The organism is Acidovorax sp. BL-A-41-H1, from assembly GCF_051942715.1.
The window spans coordinates 1,275,291-1,292,527 of record NZ_JBPVJQ010000006.1; the positions used below are offsets into that span (position 1 = coordinate 1,275,291).

The 17,237-nt window shown below is 66.1% G+C and carries 15 protein-coding genes; 4 read left to right on the forward strand and 11 right to left on the reverse strand.

Annotated features, from left to right (window positions below):
- Positions 1–3 precede the first annotated feature (3 nt).
- Both ACTPOI_RS19105 and ACTPOI_RS19110 read right to left on the reverse strand, forming a co-directional pair.
- Positions 4–513 carry a TRAP transporter small permease gene (locus ACTPOI_RS19105; protein ID WP_440111612.1) on the reverse strand — a complete coding sequence of 170 codons (510 nt, stop codon included), beginning with the start codon at positions 511–513 and terminating at the stop codon, positions 4–6.
- Positions 514–522: 9 nt separating this feature from the next.
- Complete coding sequence (locus ACTPOI_RS19110; RefSeq protein WP_440111614.1) at positions 523–1,506, reverse strand: TRAP transporter substrate-binding protein; 984 nt, start codon at positions 1,504–1,506, stop codon at positions 523–525.
- Positions 1,507–1,679: 173 nt separating this feature from the next.
- On the opposite strand from ACTPOI_RS19110, the gene ACTPOI_RS19115 reads away from it, so the two are divergent.
- A complete protein-coding gene (locus tag ACTPOI_RS19115) occupies positions 1,680–2,210 on the forward strand; it encodes a winged helix DNA-binding protein (RefSeq protein WP_069106072.1) in 531 nt (176 codons plus the stop codon).
- A gap of 102 nt (positions 2,211–2,312) precedes the next feature.
- Complete coding sequence (locus tag ACTPOI_RS19120; protein WP_440111616.1) at positions 2,313–5,957, forward strand: hydantoinase B/oxoprolinase family protein; 3,645 nt, start codon at positions 2,313–2,315, stop codon at positions 5,955–5,957.
- A 179-nt stretch (positions 5,958–6,136) separates the two neighbouring features.
- Here the strand turns inward: ACTPOI_RS19120 and ACTPOI_RS19125 are convergent, their stop codons facing one another.
- The 9 genes from ACTPOI_RS19125 to ACTPOI_RS19165 form a co-directional block, all read right to left on the reverse strand.
- Positions 6,137–6,508: a monovalent cation/H(+) antiporter subunit G gene (locus tag ACTPOI_RS19125; protein ID WP_440111618.1), complete on the reverse strand. Its 372-nt coding sequence runs from the start codon at positions 6,506–6,508 to the stop codon at positions 6,137–6,139.
- Positions 6,505–6,783: a K+/H+ antiporter subunit F gene (locus tag ACTPOI_RS19130; RefSeq protein WP_440111622.1), complete on the reverse strand. Its 279-nt coding sequence runs from the start codon at positions 6,781–6,783 to the stop codon at positions 6,505–6,507. Before ACTPOI_RS19130 ends, ACTPOI_RS19125 begins: the two co-directional genes overlap by 4 nt.
- A 16-nt stretch (positions 6,784–6,799) precedes the next feature.
- Entirely contained in the window at positions 6,800–7,369 is a 570-nt protein-coding gene (locus ACTPOI_RS19135; protein WP_440111624.1) for a Na+/H+ antiporter subunit E, read from the reverse strand.
- Positions 7,366–9,108 carry a monovalent cation/H+ antiporter subunit D gene (locus ACTPOI_RS19140; RefSeq protein WP_440111626.1) on the reverse strand — a complete coding sequence of 581 codons (1,743 nt, stop codon included), beginning with the start codon at positions 9,106–9,108 and terminating at the stop codon, positions 7,366–7,368. The genes ACTPOI_RS19135 and ACTPOI_RS19140 overlap by 4 nt, the downstream gene beginning before the upstream one ends.
- 268 nt (positions 9,109–9,376) lie before the next feature.
- Complete coding sequence (locus ACTPOI_RS19145) at positions 9,377–9,742, reverse strand: Na+/H+ antiporter subunit C (RefSeq protein ID WP_440111628.1); 366 nt, start codon at positions 9,740–9,742, stop codon at positions 9,377–9,379.
- Entirely contained in the window at positions 9,733–12,681 is a 2,949-nt protein-coding gene (locus ACTPOI_RS19150) for a monovalent cation/H+ antiporter subunit A (protein WP_440111630.1), read from the reverse strand. The genes ACTPOI_RS19145 and ACTPOI_RS19150 overlap by 10 nt, the downstream gene beginning before the upstream one ends.
- A 235-nt stretch (positions 12,682–12,916) precedes the next feature.
- Entirely contained in the window at positions 12,917–13,369 is a 453-nt protein-coding gene (locus ACTPOI_RS19155; RefSeq protein WP_440111632.1) for a ComEA family DNA-binding protein, read from the reverse strand.
- A gap of 53 nt (positions 13,370–13,422) precedes the next feature.
- Positions 13,423–14,580, reverse strand: coding sequence for a lipopolysaccharide assembly protein LapB (gene lapB, locus ACTPOI_RS19160; protein ID WP_440111634.1), 1,158 nt, complete (start codon positions 14,578–14,580; stop codon positions 13,423–13,425).
- Positions 14,570–14,899 (reverse strand): LapA family protein, encoded by a 330-nt coding sequence (locus ACTPOI_RS19165; RefSeq protein ID WP_440111636.1) that lies wholly within the window; start codon positions 14,897–14,899, stop codon positions 14,570–14,572. Before ACTPOI_RS19165 ends, lapB begins: the two co-directional genes overlap by 11 nt.
- Before the next feature lie 241 nt (positions 14,900–15,140).
- Here ACTPOI_RS19165 and ACTPOI_RS19170 point away from each other — a divergent pair, with 241 nt between their 5' ends.
- Positions 15,141–16,046 carry a LysR family transcriptional regulator gene (locus tag ACTPOI_RS19170; RefSeq protein WP_440111638.1) on the forward strand — a complete coding sequence of 302 codons (906 nt, stop codon included), beginning with the start codon at positions 15,141–15,143 and terminating at the stop codon, positions 16,044–16,046.
- 400 nt (positions 16,047–16,446) lie between these two features.
- Positions 16,447–17,223: a putative hydro-lyase gene (locus ACTPOI_RS19175; RefSeq protein WP_440112695.1), complete on the forward strand. Its 777-nt coding sequence runs from the start codon at positions 16,447–16,449 to the stop codon at positions 17,221–17,223.
- Positions 17,224–17,237: the final 14 nt, after the last annotated feature.

The following is a 17,237-nucleotide window of genomic DNA, read 5'->3' on the forward strand; positions in this document are numbered from 1 at the left end:
AGGTCATTCATTGCGCAGTGCCTCGCTGTGGTGGGCGTCCTGGCGCTTGTTCAGCAGTTCCAGCACCAGCTCGTCCACAAAGGCGATGGCGAGGATCACGGTGCCCAGGGCCATGGCAATCTGCGGTATCCACAGCGGGGTAGCGTCGCTGCTGGTGGAAATATCGTGAAACTCGTGCGACTGCCATGCCAGCTTGCAGCTATAGAAAGCAAACAGCACCGCCAGCAAGGTTGCAATGGCCAGGGACCACAGCTCGAACACCTTGCGCGCCCCGCCTTTGAGCACGCTCAGCAGCAGCGTCACGCGGATGTGCTCGCCGCGCTTCAGGGTGTGCGCCAGCGCCAGGAAGCCTGCTGCCGCCATCAGGTAGCCCGCATAGGCATCCGTGCCGGGCACATGAAAGTGGAACTGTCGGCTGACGATGGACAGCAGCACCATCCCCAGCAGTCCGACCATGAAAAGGGCCGCCAATGCGGCGGCGCTGTCGTACACAAAATCTAGCAGGCGACGCATGGACGATGCTTACTTGCGGTAGGCGTCGATCAGGGCCTTGCCCTCGGGGCCGGCCTTGTCCAGCCATTCCTTGAGCATGGTGTCACCCACCTTGGCCATGTCGGCCTTGAGCGCTGCGGGCGGTGCGACCACGTCCATGCCGTTGGCCTTGAGCTTGGCGATGGTGTCGGTGTTGACCTTGGCGCTGTTGGCCCAGCCGCGGGCTTCGGCGTCGGCACCGGCCTTGAGCAGGGCATCCTGGCTGGCCTTGTCCAGCGCATCAAACGCCTTCTTGTTCACCAGCACAGCATTCTTGGGCAGCCAGGCCTGGGTGTCGTAGTAGAACTTCAGGTGCTCGAACAGTTTGCTGTCCACACCCGTGGCGCCCGAGGTCATCGTGGACTCGACCACGCCCGTGGCTAGCGCCTGCGAGAACTCTGCGGCCTGTACGGTGACGGGCTGTGCGCCCACCAGCTCGGCGATGCGGGCGGTGGCAGGGCTGTAGGCGCGCCACTTGATACCCTTGAGGTCAGCGGCCGAAGCCAGTGGCTTTTTGGTATAGATGCCCTGTGGGGGCCAGGCCACCGAGTACAGCAGGACCATGCCCTGCTCGGCCAGCTTCTTTTCCAGGAAGGGCTTTTGCGCGGCATAGAGCTTCTTTGAGGCGTCGTAGCTGTCAGCCAGGAAGGGGAGCCCGTCCACGCCAAACAGCTGCCACTCGTTCTGGAAGTTGGCCAGCAGGATCTCGCCCATCTGCGCCTGGCCGCCCTGCACGGCGCGCTTGATCTCGGGCGCCTTGAAGAGCGCCGCGTTGGCGTGCACCGTGATCTTGAGCTTGCCTGCAGTCGCCTTGTCCACATCACTGGCCAGCTGCACCATGTTTTCCGTGTGGAAGTTGGTGGCGGGGTAGGCCGCGGCCAGGTCCCACTTGGTCTGGGCAAAAGCCGTGCCGGCCGACAGGCCCAAAGTCAATGCCACGCCCAGCGCAGTGAGGGGGAAGATGCGACGCTTCATGGGGAACTCCACGGTGGTTGAGTAAAAAGGTGTGCACGCAATGTATCGGAGGCCAACCTGGGGCGGCATAGGTGTTTGCCTGAACGTCGACAAATTACCGACGATTTATTATCAACATGCCTACAACGCGCCAATATGCACATCCCGTGCCAGGGCCCCTCTTCAGGATCGCGATGAAGCCTGCTGCCAAGAAATCTGCCGACGCCGTATCCATCGTGTCTTCTGCCCATCTGGTCTCGGCCCGCAGCGCCGAAATGAGCGAGTTCGAGTTCGGCCTTATCGTGGCGGGCAACGCGTTCCACCGCTGGGTGGTGCACTGCATGGCCGCCGCCGGGCTCAAGGACCTTATGCCGCTGGATGTGCTGGTGCTGCACCACGTCACGCACCGCGCTCGCGACAAGCGCCTGGCCGACATCTGCTTCATCATGAACGTGGAAGATACGCACCTGGTGAACTACTCGCTCAAGAAGCTGCAGAACCTGGGCGTGGTGGCTTCCAGCAAGAACGGCAAGGAAGTCACCTATTCGGCCACCGACCTGGGCCGCAGCTACGTGCAGCGCTACCGCGAAATCCGCGAGAGCTGCCTGATCGATGCGCTAAAGGCCGACGACGCGCTGAACAAGGACATCGGCGAGCTGGCGCGATTGCTGCGTGTACTGTCGGGCATGTACGACCAGGCGGCGCGCTCGGCGGCGTCGCTGTAGCAGCGGCACTGCCTAACGCCTTCATATGCACAGGTTTGATGGGAAAGCAGCCTGTAGCGCACGTTCCAATTGCACTCGATGCTATCAAATAAAGAGCAAACGATGACTGAGACCCATGCACTGCGCTGGCAGTTCTGGATTGACCGTGGAGGCACTTTCACGGATGTGGTGGGCAAACGCCCGGACGGCAGTCTGGTCACGCACAAGCTGCTGTCGGAGAACCCCGAGCAGTACAAGGACGCTGCCGTGGCGGGCATCCGCCACCTGCTGGGCCTCAAGCCCGGCGAGCCTGTGACGCCTGAACTGGTGGAGTGCGTGAAGATGGGCACCACCGTGGCCACCAATGCGCTGCTGGAGCGCAAGGGCGAGCCCACGCTGCTCATCACTACCAAGGGCTTCAGGGATGCGCTGCGCATCGCGTACCAGAACCGCCCGCGCCTGTTTGACCGCCACATCGTGCTGCCCGAGCTGCTGTATGAGCGGGTGGTGGAGGCACAGGAACGCGTGGGCGCACACGGCGACGTGATTGAGCCGCTGGACGAAGAGCACCTGAAGGAGCGCCTGTGGGCCGCGTATGACGCGGGCCTGCGCAGCGCGGCCATCGTGTTCATGCACGGCTACCGCTACACCACCCATGAAGAGGCTGCCGCCCGCATTGCGCGGCAGATTGGCTTCACGCAGGTGAGCGCATCGCACGCCACCAGCCCCATGATGAAGCTGGTGAGCCGGGGTGACACCACGGTGGTGGATGCGTACCTGTCGCCCATCCTGCGCCGCTATGTGGACCAGGTGGCGAGCGAGATGCCGGGTGTGAAGCTGTTCTTCATGCAGTCGTCGGGCGGCCTCACCGATGCGCAGGTGTTCCAGGGCAAGGACGCGATTCTGAGCGGCCCCGCGGGTGGCATCGTCGGCATGGCGCGCACAGCAGGCCTGGCGGGGCACGACAAGGTCATCGGCTTTGACATGGGCGGCACCAGCACCGATGTGAGCCACTACGCCGGCGAGTTTGAGCGCGAGTTCGAGACCCAGGTGGCGGGTGTGCGCATGCGCGCGCCGATGATGAGCATCCACACCGTGGCGGCCGGTGGCGGCTCCATACTGGGTTTTGATGGCGCGCGTTTCCGCGTGGGCCCCGAGAGCGCGGGCGCCAACCCCGGCCCGGCCAGCTACCGCCGCGGCGGCCCGCTGGCCGTGACGGACGCGAACGTGATGGTGGGCAAGATCCAGCCCGCGCATTTCCCCCAGGTGTTTGGGCATGCCGCCAACGAGGCACTGGATGGCGATGCGGTGGCGCAGAAGTTTGGCGACCTCGCTACCCAGACAGGCCGCAAGGCCGAGGACGTCGCCCATGGCTTCATCCAGATTGCTGTGCAGCAGATGGCCAACGCCATCAAGAAGATCAGCGTGGCGCGCGGGTATGACGTAACGCGCTACACGCTGCAATGCTTTGGCGGCGCGGGCGGCCAGCACGCATGCCTGGTGGCAGATGCGCTGGGCATGACGCGCGTGTTTGTGCACCCGCTGGCTGGGGTGCTCAGCGCCTACGGGATGGGCCTGGCTGACCAGAACGTGATCCGCGAGCAGGCGGTGGAAACGAAGCTGGGGCCCGAGGCGCTGGCGGGCATCGAAGCCACGCTGGAGCAGCTGGCCACCACCGCACGCACCGAGCTGGAGCGCCAGCAGTCGGGCAGCGGCACGGCCGTGGTGCACCGGCGGGTGCATGTGCGGTATGAGGGCAGCGATTCGGCACTCATCGTGCCGCTGGGCTCGGTGGCCGAGATCACGGCCGCGTTTGAACAGGCCTACCGCCAGCGCTTTGCCTTTTTGATGCAGGGCAAGGGCCTGGTGGTGGAGGCAGTGTCGGTCGAAGCTGTAGTGCCCGGCGATGCGCCCGTGGAGCCCCGCCACGCGCTGCACCCCGCGCGCGAGGTACCGCGCCGGAGCACGGTACGCATGTACACCGGTGGCGTGGATGGGATCGCGGCCTGGCACGACGCCGCGCTGGTGGTGCGCGAAGATTTGCGCCCCGGCGACGTGATCCCCGGCCCGGCCATCATTGCCGAGAAGAACGCGACAACCATAGTGGAGCCCGGCTGGGAGGCCGCACTGACCGACCTGGACCACCTGCTGCTCAACCGCCGTGTACCCCGCGCGGTGCAGCATGCCGTGGGCACCACGGTAGACCCGGTGCTGCTGGAAGTGTTCAACAACCTGTTCATGAACATCGCCGAGCAGATGGGCCTGCAGCTGCAGAACACAGCGTACTCGGTGAATATCAAGGAGCGCCTGGACTTCAGCTGCGCGCTGTTTGACACCGCGGGCAACCTGATTGCCAACGCGCCCCACATGCCCGTGCACCTGGGCTCCATGGGCGAGAGCATCAAGACGGTGATCCGCGAGAACCGGGGCAAGATGCAGCCGGGCGATGTGTATGTGCTCAACGACCCGTACAACGGCGGCACGCACCTGCCAGACATCACCGTCATCACGCCTGTGTACCTGGCCGACGACCAGGCCGAGCCCACCTTCTACGTGGGCAGCCGTGGCCACCACGCCGATGTGGGCGGCACCACGCCGGGTTCCATGCCACCGTTCTCCACGCGCATCGAGGAAGAGGGCGTGCAGATCAACAACGTGAAGCTGGTGGAGCGCGGGGTACTGCGCGAGGCAGAGATGATTGCGTTGCTGGAAAGCGGCGAATACCCCAGCCGCAACCCGCAGCAGAACATGGCGGATTTGCGTGCGCAGATCGCGGCGAATGAGAAGGGCCAGCAGGAGCTGCGCCGCATGGTGGCCGAGTTTGGCCTCGATGTGGTGCAGGCCTACATGCGCCATGTGCAGGACAACGCCGAAGAGTCCGTGCGCCGCGTCATCACGCGCCTGAAGGACGGTACGTTCACCCTGCCGCTCGATAACGGCGCGCAGATCAGCGTGAGCGTGAAGGTGGATGCGGCCAACCGCAGCGCCACCATCGACTTCACCGGCACCAGCCCGCAGCAGACCAACAACTTCAACGCGCCCACGGCGGTGTGCATGGCGGCGGTGCTGTATGTGTTCCGCACGCTGGTGGATGACGATATTCCGCTTAATGCGGGCTGCCTGAAACCCATCAACGTCATCATCCCGCCCGGCAGCATGCTCAACCCCAACCCGCCGGCCTCGGTGGTGGCGGGCAATGTGGAAACGTCTACCTGCATCACCAATGCGCTGTACGGTGCTTTAGGCCTGATGGCGGCGGGGCAGTGCACCATGAACAACTTCACGTTTGGCAGCACGCGTTACCAGTACTACGAGACCATCTCGGGCGGCAGTGGTGCGGGCGGTGTGTGGGATGCCAATGGGCAGTTGGCGGGCGGGTTCGCTGGTACCAGCGTCGTGCAGTGCCACATGACCAACTCGCGGCTGACGGACCCCGAGGTGCTGGAGTTCCGCTTTCCGGTGCGGCTGGAGGGCTACGAGATCCGCAAGGGATCGGGTGGCGCGGGGCAGTACAGGGGCGGCGACGGCGGTGTGCGCCGTGTGCGCTTTCTGGAGCCGATGACCGCCAGCATCCTGTCCAACGGCCGCCACCATGGGGCCTTTGGCATGGCGGGTGGCCAGCCGGGTGCCGTGGGCATCAACCGGGTGGTGCGCAGCGATGGACGGGTGGAACTGCTGGACCACATTGGCCAGGCCGAGATGCAGCCGGGCGACGTGTTTGAAATCCACACGCCCGGGGGCGGCGGGTTTCGAGCGCCTTCGCAGTAGTCAGGACGGGCGTGGGGGTGAAGGTGCAAGAAAGCCCTTGCTGCGCGGCCCCTGACCGGCACCACGACGGCACCTGCCTGTGGGCGAGCGCACGCAAGGCCTCCGAAAGGCCGTTTTTGGCAAAATTCAAGCCAAATTGGCCGGGAGTCGAGGTTTTATATGCACCTGCTGCTATCAAATCAGGAGTCTTTGGCGGCGGGGCCGCTGCGTGGCTGGCTCAGGCTCGGCGGTACCGCCTCGCCAGCCAGGCGTGCGCGAAACAGCCCGGCCCGCATCAGGAAGATCGACATCACCGGCACCGTGATGGCCACGAACACGGCGATCAGCAGGGCGTGCAGCGCCAGCCCCTGGTCGGCCACCGAAAAGTACAGCACCGTGGCGTGCACGATCAGCCAGCAACCGAGGGTTGCAATGACCGAGGGCGCGTGTACACGTTCGAAAAAGGTGCGCAGGCGCAACAACCCCACGGCGCCCAGCAGTGCCAGGAGCGCACCACCCAGTACCAGGGCCGCCACGATAATCTCCAGCCACAGCGGCAGCACGGGGGTCATTCGATCACCTCACCACGCAGCAAAAATTTGGCCATGGCCATTGAGCCTACGAAGCTGAACAGCGCCAGCAGCAGCGCCGCCTCGAAGTAGTTCTTGCTGCCATACAGCAGCCCCAGCACCAGCATGACGAGCATGCCGCACAGGTACATGCAGTCGAGCGCGAGCACCCGGTCTTGCGCCGTGGGCCCGCGCAGCACCCGCACCAGCGCACAGACCATGGCCAGGGCCAACAGGAAGAGGGCAGCGGGCAGGGCCCAGTCGAGGATCGGGGTCATGGTTCAGTCCTCCGGCTCAGGCATCGCGGGCATCACGCGCATCGCGGGCGGCAGCCGATTCAAAGATTTCGATCAGCGGCGCCTCGTAGCGGCGCTTGATGTCGGCCGCTATGGCCTCGGGGTCGTCCACCTCCAGCACATGCAGCAAGAGCATGCTGCGGTCCAGCGACAGCTCTGCCCACGCAGTGCCGGGGGTGATGCAGACAATCATGGCCAGCACGGCCAGGGCGTTGGGGTCGCGCATGTCGAGTGGAATATGAACGAAACCCGGTGGATGCTGACGGCTGCCCGGCATGAGCAGCAGGCGCGCCACCGCCAGGTTGGACTGCACCGTGTCGGCCATGACAGTAATGGCCAGGCGAAGCATGGCGCCCGGCTTGCGGATGCGCACCGGCAGCGGCCGCAGCCCGGCCGTGACCAGCGGCACCGCCAGGGCCAGCACGCTGCCCAGCACGATGTGCCCGGCGCTCAGGCTGCGGTTGAGCAGCAGCCACAGGCCCAGCAGCGCGAGCGACAGTAGCGGCGCTGGCACGAGCCGGCGCAGCAGGCTGCGGCGCGGTGCGGTGGCTTTGCGCTGCGCGCTCATCGCGTGCCTCCGGCGTCTGGCTTGTCGGGCTGTAGAGCGGGGTTGGGCATCGGGTTGGGCACCGGGTTGGGTACCGGGCGCGCCGTCATCACCGACTGCACGTAGATCGAGGGCGTGTGCAGCGCATCGGCCGTGGCCTGGGTGTAGCGCATCACGGCGCCGGCCTGCCATACCAGCACGCCGCAGGCGGTCAGCAACAGCGCAATGGGCAGTCCCTCGAGTACCAGCAGCTGCGGCGCCGATCGGCCCTGCGCTGCCCAGAAGTGGCGGATGCCCACCCGCGTGAGCGCCAGCAGCGCCAGCAGGCCCGAGCCCACCAGCAGCGCAATCAGCGTCCACCCGGCCGGGCCGGGCTGCAGGCCTTGCGAGGCCCCCAGGCCCAGCGGGTTGAGCAGCGCATGCACCATGGCGAACTTGCCCACAAAGCCCGGCAGCGGCGGCAGCCCGGCAATGACCAGCGTGCAGCCCATGAAGGCCAAGCCCAGAAACGCCGTGGCCGCCGGGATCACCTTGCCGATCAGCGCCTGCTCCTTGTCGTCCAGGTTGATGGCCTGGGTGGGCTGCAGGTCGGCCGAAAGAAACGGCGCATCGTCCGTCTGCTCGTACGGGGCCAGGTTGGAGCCGTCGTTGCGCCAGCGGTCAATCAAATCGCTGAGCAGGAACAGCGCGCTGATGGCCATGGTAGAGCCGAGCAGGTAGTACAGCATCCCCGCCGTGAGTCCGCTGTGGCCAAACCCCATGGCCGCCAGCAACGTGCCCGACGACAGGATGGCGGCATACCCCGCGAGGTGCCCCAGCCGCTGCGATGCCAGCATGCCAACGGCGCCAAACACCAGCGTCACCATGCCGCCGCCCACCAGCCAGTGGCTGCCGAAAAGGGCAGATTCGCCCGCCTCGGCGCCGAACAGCAGCGTCCACAGCCGCAGCACGCTGTACACGCCCACCTTGGTCATCAATGCAAACAGCGCGCCCACCGGTGCCGTGGCGGCGCTGTACGCGGGCACCAGCCAGAAGTTCAGCGGCCACACGGCCGCCTTGATGAGAAACGCCAGCGCCAGGATGGCTGCCGCGGTATGCAGCAGCCCGCGGTCGGCCGGGGCCACGCCGGCAATGCTCTGCGCCAGGTCGGCCATGTTCAGCGTACCGGTGATGCCGTAGAGCATCGACACGCCGATCAGGAACAGCGACGACGCAGCAAGGTTGATGGCGATGTAGTGCAGCCCGGCAGACACCCGCGGTCGCCCCGAGCCATGCAGCAGCAGCCCGTACGACGCTGCCAGCATGATCTCGAAAAACACGAACAGGTTGAACAGGTCGGCCGTGAGGAAGGCCCCGGCCAGCCCCATCAGCTGGAACTGGAACAGCGGATGAAAATGCACGCCCGCCCGGTGCCAGCGCGCCACGGCAAACAGCACACTGGCCAGCGCCACCGTGCTGGTCAGCACCAGCATCATGGCCGAGAGCCGGTCGATGGCCAGCACGATGCCAAACGGTGCGGGCCAGTTGCCCGGCAGGTACACGCCCATGCTGGCCTGCCCGCCCGGCTGCTTGGCCTGCAACAGCAGCAGCACCGCGACCACCAGCCCCAGCAGCGTCGAGGCGATGTTCATCGCCACCTTGGTGCGCTGGCGCTCCTCGCGCAACAGCAGCATCAGCCCGGCCGTGACCAGCGGCAGCGCAATGGGCGCCAGGATGAGGTGCGGCATGAGCCGCTCCAGAAGGTATGCCGTGGTTGTCATGACCATTGCCTCGCGCGGCCCATGCAAAAGGCACGATCTGGCGAGCGCAGCCAGGCAAGGACGGCCTCGCAACGCGAGCTGCTTCCCTCTGCCTCCAGCGAGCAGCGCTCCAGAAGTCCAGGGCGCAGCGCATGAAACTGGCGCGCCCCAAGCCAGGGCAGCCCAGCAAGGGCCGTCCCGCAGCAAGGGGTGCGTCCCCCTGCCCGCAGCGCACAGCGCTGCGAGAGCGGGGGGAAGGCGCGAAGCGCCACAGGGGTGTGTTCTCTAGTCAAGGCATCTCCTGCACATCCTTGGCGGTCGCTCCGTCCACATGGTCGGTGCCCGACATGCCGCGCGATGCCAGCAGCACGACCAGGAACAGCGCTGTCATTGCAAACCCGATCACGATGGCCGTGAGTGTGAGCGCCTGGGGCATGGGGTCGGCGTAGTGGGCCAAGTCCTGCGGGATGCCCGGCTGCAGCACGGGCTCCTTGTCGATCGCCAGGCCCAGCCGTCCCATGCTGAAGATAAAAAGGTTGACCGCGTACGACAGCAGTGACAGCCCCATGATGACCTGGAAGGTACGGGGGCGCAGCAGCAGCCACACGCCTGAGCCGGTCAGCACCCCGATGGCCAGGGCCAGTATCAGTTCCATGGGCCTTCTCCTTCGGTGGCGACAGCGGGTTGCACCTCTTCGGCCGCGCGTGCGTTGTTGTAGCGGTGGCTGCGCACCGACTGGTGGGCAATGCCGGTCAAGATGAGCATGGTGGATCCCACCACCAGGGTGAACACGCCAATGTCAAAGAACAGGGCGCTGGCCACATGGATCTCGCCCACCACGGGCAGTGTCAGGTGCGCCGTGTGGCTGGTCAGAAACGGGTAGCCCCAGAACAGGGCGCCCAACCCGGTCGCCAGCGCAATCAGCAGGCCCAGGCCGATCCAGCGGCGCGGGTACAGCGGCATGTGGGCCTCGACCCACGAGGTGCCCGAAACGATGTACTGCAGCAGCAGCGCCACCGAGAACACCAGCCCGGCCACAAAGCCGCCACCGGGCTCGTTGTGCCCGCGCATGAACAGGTACACGGCCACCAGCGTGGCAAAGGGCAGCATCAGCCGCACCAGCACGGCAGGCACCATCAGGTAGCCGATGGCGGTGTCGGTGGTCTGGCGCGGGTTGCTCAGGTCGGTGTCCACATCGGCCGGCACGGCGCGCTGCTGGGGCGGGAGGTCCATTACCTCGCGCGCGGGCCTGAAGCGCCGCAGCAGCGCGTACACGGTCAGCGCCACGATGCCCAGCACCACGATCTCGCCAAAGGTGTCAAACCCGCGGAAGTCCACCAGCATCACGTTGACCACGTTGGTGCCGCCGCCTTCGACCAGTGCGCGTTCGAGGAAGAAGGTGGACGTGCTGTCCGGGAAAGGCCGGCTCATCATGGCCAACGACAGCCAGGCCATGCCGCCACCGGCCGCCAGCGCCAGCGCCAGGTCGCGCCAGCGGCGCAGCAGGGTGCGGCGCGCTTCGTCCAGCGTGGGCACCTTGAGGCTTTCGTCGCGCCGGGGCAGCCAGCGCAAGCCCAGCAGGATGAGGATGGTGGTGACCACCTCGACCACGATCTGCGTGAGCGCCAGGTCGGGCGCCGAAAACCACAGAAAGGTCAGGCACATGCACAGGCCCGTGCCGCCCAGCAGTGTGAGCGCCGCCAGCCGGTGGTACTTGGCCTGCCATGCCGCCGCCACGGCGCAGATGGCGCCCACGACCCACATGACGGCAAACGCCGGCGCCACGGGTAGCGGTGCGCGCTCGCCAATCTGCAGGCCCCGCACCCACAGCGGCACCGTGGCTGCCAGCAGCGCTGCGCCCACCAGCCACAGCATCTGCCACTGCAGCCGGCAGGTGCCCATCAGGCGGCGCGCGTTGCGCCCCAGCAGGCTCACCAGCGCCAGCGTGCCTTCAAACACGCGCTGCCCGTCGAGGCGGTGCATGGCGGGCGGCACCAGCAGGTGGCCGCGGGCCCGCTGCTGGCGTAGCACGGCATACAGCAGTACGCCCCCCGCCAGGGCCACCAGGCTCATCACGAACGGGGTGTTGAACCCGTGCCACACGGCCAGGCTGTACTCTGGCAGCTCGCCGCCCACCACCGGCCGCGCGGCAGCAGCCAGGTATGCCCCCACCGACCACGCCGGCAATGTGCCCACCACCAGGCAGGCCAGCACCAGCAGCTCGACCGGCACACGCATCCAGTGCGGTGGTTCGTGCGGCGTGCGGGGCAGGTCGCCGGCCGGCGGGCCCCAGAACACATCCACGGTGAACCGCAGCGAATACGCCACGCTGAACATGCCCGCCACCGTAGCCGCCACGGGCAGCAGCCATTCGAGCATGGGTGTGGTGTTCACGTACACGGTCTCGGCAAAGAACATTTCCTTCGACAGGAAACCGTTGAGCAGCGGCACGCCCGCCATGGCCGCACTGGCTACCATGGCCAGCGTGGACGTGATAGGCATCATGCGCCGCAGCCCCGACAGGCGGCGTATGTCGCGCGTGCCGGTTTCATGGTCCACGATGCCCACCGCCATGAACAGCGACGCCTTGAAGGTGGCGTGGTTCATGATGTGGAACACGGCGGCCACAGCGGCCAGCGGGCTGTTAAGCCCCAGCAGAAGCGTGATGAGCCCCAGGTGCGAAATGGTCGAGTACGCGAGCAGCCCCTTGAGGTCGTTCTGGAACATGGCCGCGTAGCCGCCCACCAGCAGCGTGCACAGGCCCGCGCCACCCACCAGCCAGAACCACTGCTCGGTGCCCGCCAGCGCAGGCCACATGCGCGCCAGCAAAAACACGCCCGCCTTGACCATGGTGGCCGAGTGCAGGTACGCCGACACCGGCGTGGGCGCAGCCATGGCGTGCGGCAGCCAGAAATGGAACGGAAACTGCGCGCTCTTGGTCAGCGCACCCAGCAGGATGAGTACCAGCGCCGTCAGGTACAGCGGGTGCGCCTTGATCCGGTCGCCCGCGGCCAGCACGTGGTCAAGGTCGTAGCTGCCCACAATATGGCCCAGCACCAGCATCCCTGCCAGCATGCACAAGCCACCCGTGCCGGTGACGGTGAGCGCCATGCGCGCGCCGCGCCGGGCATCCTTGCGGTGGTGCCAGTAGCCGATCAGCAGGAAGGAAAAGAGGCTGGTCAGTTCCCAGAAGAACGCGATCTGGATGATGTTGCCCGAGAGCACCACGCCCACCATGGCGCCCATGAACGCCAGAAAGAACGCAAAAAACCGCGGCACCGGGTCGGCTGCCGACATGTAGTAGCGCGCATACAGCACCACCAGGCTGCCCACGCCCAGCACCAGCATGCAGAACATCCAGGCAAAGCCGTCCATGCGCAGCACGAAGTTCAGGCCCAGTGCTGGTATCCAGGCGATCTCTGCCCGCAGCACGCCGCCGTCCACGATGTCCGGAAAGTACAGGGCCGTCTGGATGGTGCAGAACACCGCGATCAGCCCTGCCAGCGTCGACTCGGTGTTGCGCGCATTGGCGGGTAGCACTGCTGCAAGCAGGCTGCCGATGAAGGGAAGGAGGAGGAGGGTGACCAGGGGCATGCCCGGTCGATTCTAGGGGGCGTTCCCAATGGCCTTGCACCCGTGCGGCCGTTGGGTGGCAGTGGGGACGAAAGGCTTGGCCGCCGGTGTCACTGCAGGAGAGGCGAACGGTTTGGCGTGTGGGCAGCAAGGCACCGACGAGGGGTGCGAGCGCACCGCCTGCACTCGGCCCAGGCTCGACGACGCACAGGGCTGGGGGCAGGCACGCGCCGGTGGGTGGCGCGGGCTGGCGGGGTTACCTGGCCTGGCTGGCGCTGGGCTGTGGCTGTGCTGCGGGTGCAGCGCCAGGGCTCGCGGTGGAGGGGGCGGCGGTGGCGGCGGGGTTTGCAGCAGGATTGGCTGTTGCGGGCTTGCCGGCATCCTTGGCCTCTGCCTTGGCATCCGCCTTCTTCTGGCGCGCCTCGGCCCTGGCAAACGCGGCTGCGCTGAACTTCTTTCCGTTCACCCGCAGGCCTTCGCTGGACAGCCGCGCCGCGGTCTTTTCGCCCACGCCACTGACGCGGCCCACAAAATCAGCCCAGTCCTTGAACGGAGCCGCGTCCCGCTCCTGGAGGATGCGGCCGGACAAGCCGGGGCCAATGCCCTTGATGCCATCGAGATCGGCGGCGGTGGCCTGGTTCACATCCACGGCGGCGAACGACGCGAAAGACAGCAGGCAGAGAACGGCGAACAAGAAACGCTTGAGCATGGGGGCGGACTCCGGGGGGTGTTGGGAAGGGATGGGGCGCTGGACCTACGGGGTCAGAGTTCCTCGACGCGGCGGGCCGGGTAGCTGTCCCAGGTCTGACAGCCGGGGCATTGCCAGAAGTGCTGGCGCGCCTCGAAGCCGCAGGCCGCGCAGCGGTAGCGCGTAAGGGGCTTGACGGCATGCTCCAGCGCCCGCTGGATCTGGGGATGGAACTCTTCGTGTTCCAGCTTCTCGCCAGCCAGCCATTTCGAGGCTGCAACGAGCGACCGCTCCTTTTCGAGGTGCTGCACGTAACGCTGCCGGGCCGCAGGCCGGGTGGCGGCATCGTTGGCGTCGATGGACACGAGGGCTTCCAGCACGTCCAGCGACGGCGCCTGCGCATAGTGGGCCGACAGCAGCGCCTGCGCCTGCGACACGCGGCCTGTGGCTGTGGCGGCTTCCAGCAGCAGAGGGGCCGCCAGCGGCAGCGCAGCCGGGTTCTGTTCTGCAAGCACCTGCAGGGTATCGAGCACCGCTGCGGGCCTGCCCATCAGGTGCTGCAGGCGGGCCAGCTCGATGCGGGCGCGTGCCGCCTGCGGTGCGGCGGCAATGGCCTGCTCCAGCAAGTCCTGCGCGGCGGGCAGGTCGCCCTGCGTGGTCAGGGCCTGGGCCTGCTCGCACAGGTAGTGCGCCTGCCGCGTGCTGAAGTCGCCCTGGTCGGCCATGTGCATCTTGTGGGCAATGGTGGCCGCGTGGGACCAGTCGCGCGAGCGCTCGTAAATGGCCAGCAGCGCCATGCGTGCCTGAGCCTCAAACGGCGTGCCCTCCAGCCGCTGCAGCGCATCTTCGGCGCGGTCCAGCAGGCCGGCCTTGAGGAAGTCCAGTGCCAGCGCATGCTGGGCCCGCTCGCGGTCCACACGGCTCAAGTCGCCGCGCGATAGCAGGTGCTCGTGTACGCGCACGGCGCGGTCGTACTCGCCGCGGCGGCGAAACAGGTTGCCCAGCGCAAAGTGCAGCTCCGAGGTGTCTGGGTCGTTTTGCACCGCTTCGATGAAAGCGTCAATCGCCTGGTCCTGCTGTTCATTGAGCAGAAAATTCAGGCCTTTGAAATACGCCTTTGGCGCCCGGCGGTTCTCGGCCCGCAGTTGCCGCAGGTCGAACCGCGATGCAACCCAGCCCAGCACAAACGCCAGCGGCAGCCCCAGCAGGATCCAGGTCAGGTCAAATTCCATGGATCGAGGGCAGGTCAGGAGGAGGAGGGGTGGAGGTGCCAGAAGCTGCGGTCGAAGCCGGGCTGGCCGGGGTAGCGGCTGCCGGGCTTGCGGCCTCGGCACGCCGCGCGGCGGTGCGGTGGCGCCACCAGCGCGGCACCATGCCCAGCACGCCCACGATGACGCCTGCCGCAAAGGCGGTCAGCACCACCAGCACCAGCGGTGCGCGCCACTGCGTGCCAAAAAAGAAGTGCACGGTGGCATCTTGCTGGTTGTTCAGCGCAAAGGCGAACAGGGTAAAAAAAATGGCTGCCTTGAGCAGCCACAGGAGGTATCTCATCGGGGGGGTGCTCCAGTGGTGGTGCGATTCTAAGAGCGGGTGCGCCACGCTCGTCGCACATCGCCAAATGGGAGCGTCGCCACGCGAATTGCTTTGGCCAGCGTTCACTGGCCGCGGCCAGGCAGTGCGCGCTGGCTGGTGCGAGTTCTTGGACGCACACGCACCGGGCGGCAAAATGCGGGCGCGGGGATGGTGGTGTCGCCAGCCTGCATCGCTGCCCCTATCGCGTCCAGGAATTCTCATGAACTTGCGTTTTGTCGAGGCCTTCTACTGGGTGGCGTCTCTCAAGAGTGTCACCCGCGCTGCGGAAAAACTGTTCCTGACGCAGTCGGCCATGTCCAGCCGCATTGCGGCGCTCGAAGATGAGCTGGGCGTACTGTTGCTGGACCGGCGCGACAAGCACTTTCGGCTCACGGTGGCCGGCACGCGATTTCTTACCTACGCCAAGCGCATGCTGGAGCTGCAGCGCCAGCTCAAGTCCGAGATGGGCTCGGGCGGGCCGGTGGAGGTCTCCATGCGCCTGGGAGCCATCGAGTCGGTGCTGCACTCGTGGCTGATCCCCTGGGTGGAGCAGCTGCGCAAGGACAACCCGCTGCTGGAGCTGGAGCTGACGGTGGAATCCACGCCGGTGCTGATCGACCAGATCCGGCGCGGCACGCTGGATGCCGTGTTTGCGGCGTTGCCGGCTTCAGGTGATGGGATCCGCAACCAAGCCCTGACGACGATGGAGATGGTGTTCGTGGGCAACCGCAAGATCCACCGCAAGCGCCACTACCTGGCGTCCGACTTCGCGGGCGCAGACATCCTCACCTTCCAGCGTGGGTCGCAGCCGCATGTGTACTTGCTGGATGCGTTGCGGCAAGCCCAGGCTGAGCCGCGCTGCGTTCACACGATCTCGTCGATCTCGGCCATGGTGCAGCTGGTGCAGGGCGGGTTCGGCATTGCCACGCTGCCGCGGCTGGCAGTGCAGCGGATGCTGGCGTTTCCGCACCTGCGCGCTCTGGACAGCGATATCGCACTGCGGCCGCTTCCCATCCATGTGAGCTACCGCGAAGACCCGTCATCCCCTGCGATGGAAGGGCTCGTGGCGTCGGCCATGGCGTTCATGGAAGCGCAGGATGTGAGGCAGGCTGCGCCCGCGGCATAGCGGCTGTCACGCCCAAAGTGCCCTGTTTCGCTGGGCATTCCGCAACAACGTCCGTCGCCCCGCTGGCTCTCATTGCAGCCTTCAAAGCGTTGCACTGCAAAACATGTGGAGTGGGCGCCACTTCGGACCACGCCAGTCCTTGAGTGGCTGCTCAGGGATAACCCGAATGGTGCATTTAAGGGTTAACCACTAGCACCAATGTGGCGCCTGCAAGTCTCGCTTTCCCCTCTGTGGTGCATCGAAAAAATCGATGACATAAGCGAAATTTTTTGAATTTGCCACAAGCTGTTGCCCACCAACACAATCCGCCCCAACGTCACACAAGTGACATCGCAGAACAGTGGAGAACACGGTGCAGGCAAATCAGCAAAACGCAGTCACGGTCTTTGGAGCACAGGCGCTGGACGACCCCCGGCATGTGCGCGGTGTCATTCGCCAGGGCCAATGGACAGCCCACACCAGCGGTCTGGCGCGCAACCGCGTGCAGGGCAATGTGGTCATCCTGCCCGAAGTGCTGGCCGGTGACTTCCTGCGGTTCTGCCAGCGCAACCCGAAGCCTTGCCCGGTCCTCGCCGTGAGCGAACCCGGCCAGACCGCGCTGCCATCGCTCGGTATGGGCATCGACATCCGCAGCGACCTGCCCATGTACCGCGTATGGCGCCATGGCGAACTGGCGCAGGAAGTTGCGGACGTGAGCGACCTGTGGCGGCCCGACCTGGTGACGTTTGTCCTGGGTTGCTCGTTCTCGTTCGAGGCCGCCTTGCAGGAGGCCGGCATCAGCCTGCGCCACATCAATGAGGGCAAGAACGTGGCGATGTACCGCACCAGCATCCAGACCGAAAAAGCCGGGCCCTTCGGCGGTGCCATGGTCGTATCGATGCGGCCCATGCTTGCTGCCGATGTGATCCGCGCGGTGCAGGTCACGTCGCGCTTTCCGGATGTGCATGGCGCGCCCGTACACATTGGCGACCCATCCCTCATAGGCATTGCAGACCTTGCCGCGCCGGACTACGGCGACGCGGTGGAGCTGCTGCCCGATGAAATCCCTGTCTTCTGGGCATGCGGCGTCACGCCGCAGTCCGCCATCCTCAATGCACAGCCTGCGTTCTGCATCACGCACGCGCCGGGCTGCATGTTGATCACCGATCTCTTCAACCACCAGCTCGCCAGCTTTTAAGCGGCTTTTCACCA

What these genes read in the sequence shown, in the direction of transcription:
- ACTPOI_RS19105 (WP_440111612.1), bottom strand. Translation starts at nt 513, where the DNA reads ATGCGTCGCCTGCTAGATTTTGTGTACGACAGCGCCGCCGCATTGGCG.
- ACTPOI_RS19145 (WP_440111628.1), bottom strand. Translation starts at nt 9,742, where the DNA reads ATGGAACTGATACTGGCCCTGGCCATCGGGGTGCTGACCGGCTCAGGC.
- lapB (WP_440111634.1), bottom strand. Translation starts at nt 14,580, where the DNA reads ATGGAATTTGACCTGACCTGGATCCTGCTGGGGCTGCCGCTGGCGTTT.
- ACTPOI_RS19115 (WP_069106072.1), top strand. Translation starts at nt 1,680, where the DNA reads ATGAAGCCTGCTGCCAAGAAATCTGCCGACGCCGTATCCATCGTGTCT.
- ACTPOI_RS19140 (WP_440111626.1), bottom strand. Translation starts at nt 9,108, where the DNA reads ATGACAACCACGGCATACCTTCTGGAGCGGCTCATGCCGCACCTCATC.
- ACTPOI_RS19135 (WP_440111624.1), bottom strand. Translation starts at nt 7,369, where the DNA reads ATGAGCGCGCAGCGCAAAGCCACCGCACCGCGCCGCAGCCTGCTGCGC.
- ACTPOI_RS19165 (WP_440111636.1), bottom strand. Translation starts at nt 14,899, where the DNA reads ATGAGATACCTCCTGTGGCTGCTCAAGGCAGCCATTTTTTTTACCCTG.
- ACTPOI_RS19110 (WP_440111614.1), bottom strand. Translation starts at nt 1,506, where the DNA reads ATGAAGCGTCGCATCTTCCCCCTCACTGCGCTGGGCGTGGCATTGACT.
- ACTPOI_RS19170 (WP_440111638.1), top strand. Translation starts at nt 15,141, where the DNA reads ATGAACTTGCGTTTTGTCGAGGCCTTCTACTGGGTGGCGTCTCTCAAG.
- ACTPOI_RS19125 (WP_440111618.1), bottom strand. Translation starts at nt 6,508, where the DNA reads ATGACCCCCGTGCTGCCGCTGTGGCTGGAGATTATCGTGGCGGCCCTG.
- ACTPOI_RS19155 (WP_440111632.1), bottom strand. Translation starts at nt 13,369, where the DNA reads ATGCTCAAGCGTTTCTTGTTCGCCGTTCTCTGCCTGCTGTCTTTCGCG.
- ACTPOI_RS19130 (WP_440111622.1), bottom strand. Translation starts at nt 6,783, where the DNA reads ATGACCCCGATCCTCGACTGGGCCCTGCCCGCTGCCCTCTTCCTGTTG.
- ACTPOI_RS19150 (WP_440111630.1), bottom strand. Translation starts at nt 12,681, where the DNA reads ATGCCCCTGGTCACCCTCCTCCTCCTTCCCTTCATCGGCAGCCTGCTT.
- ACTPOI_RS19120 (WP_440111616.1), top strand. Translation starts at nt 2,313, where the DNA reads ATGACTGAGACCCATGCACTGCGCTGGCAGTTCTGGATTGACCGTGGA.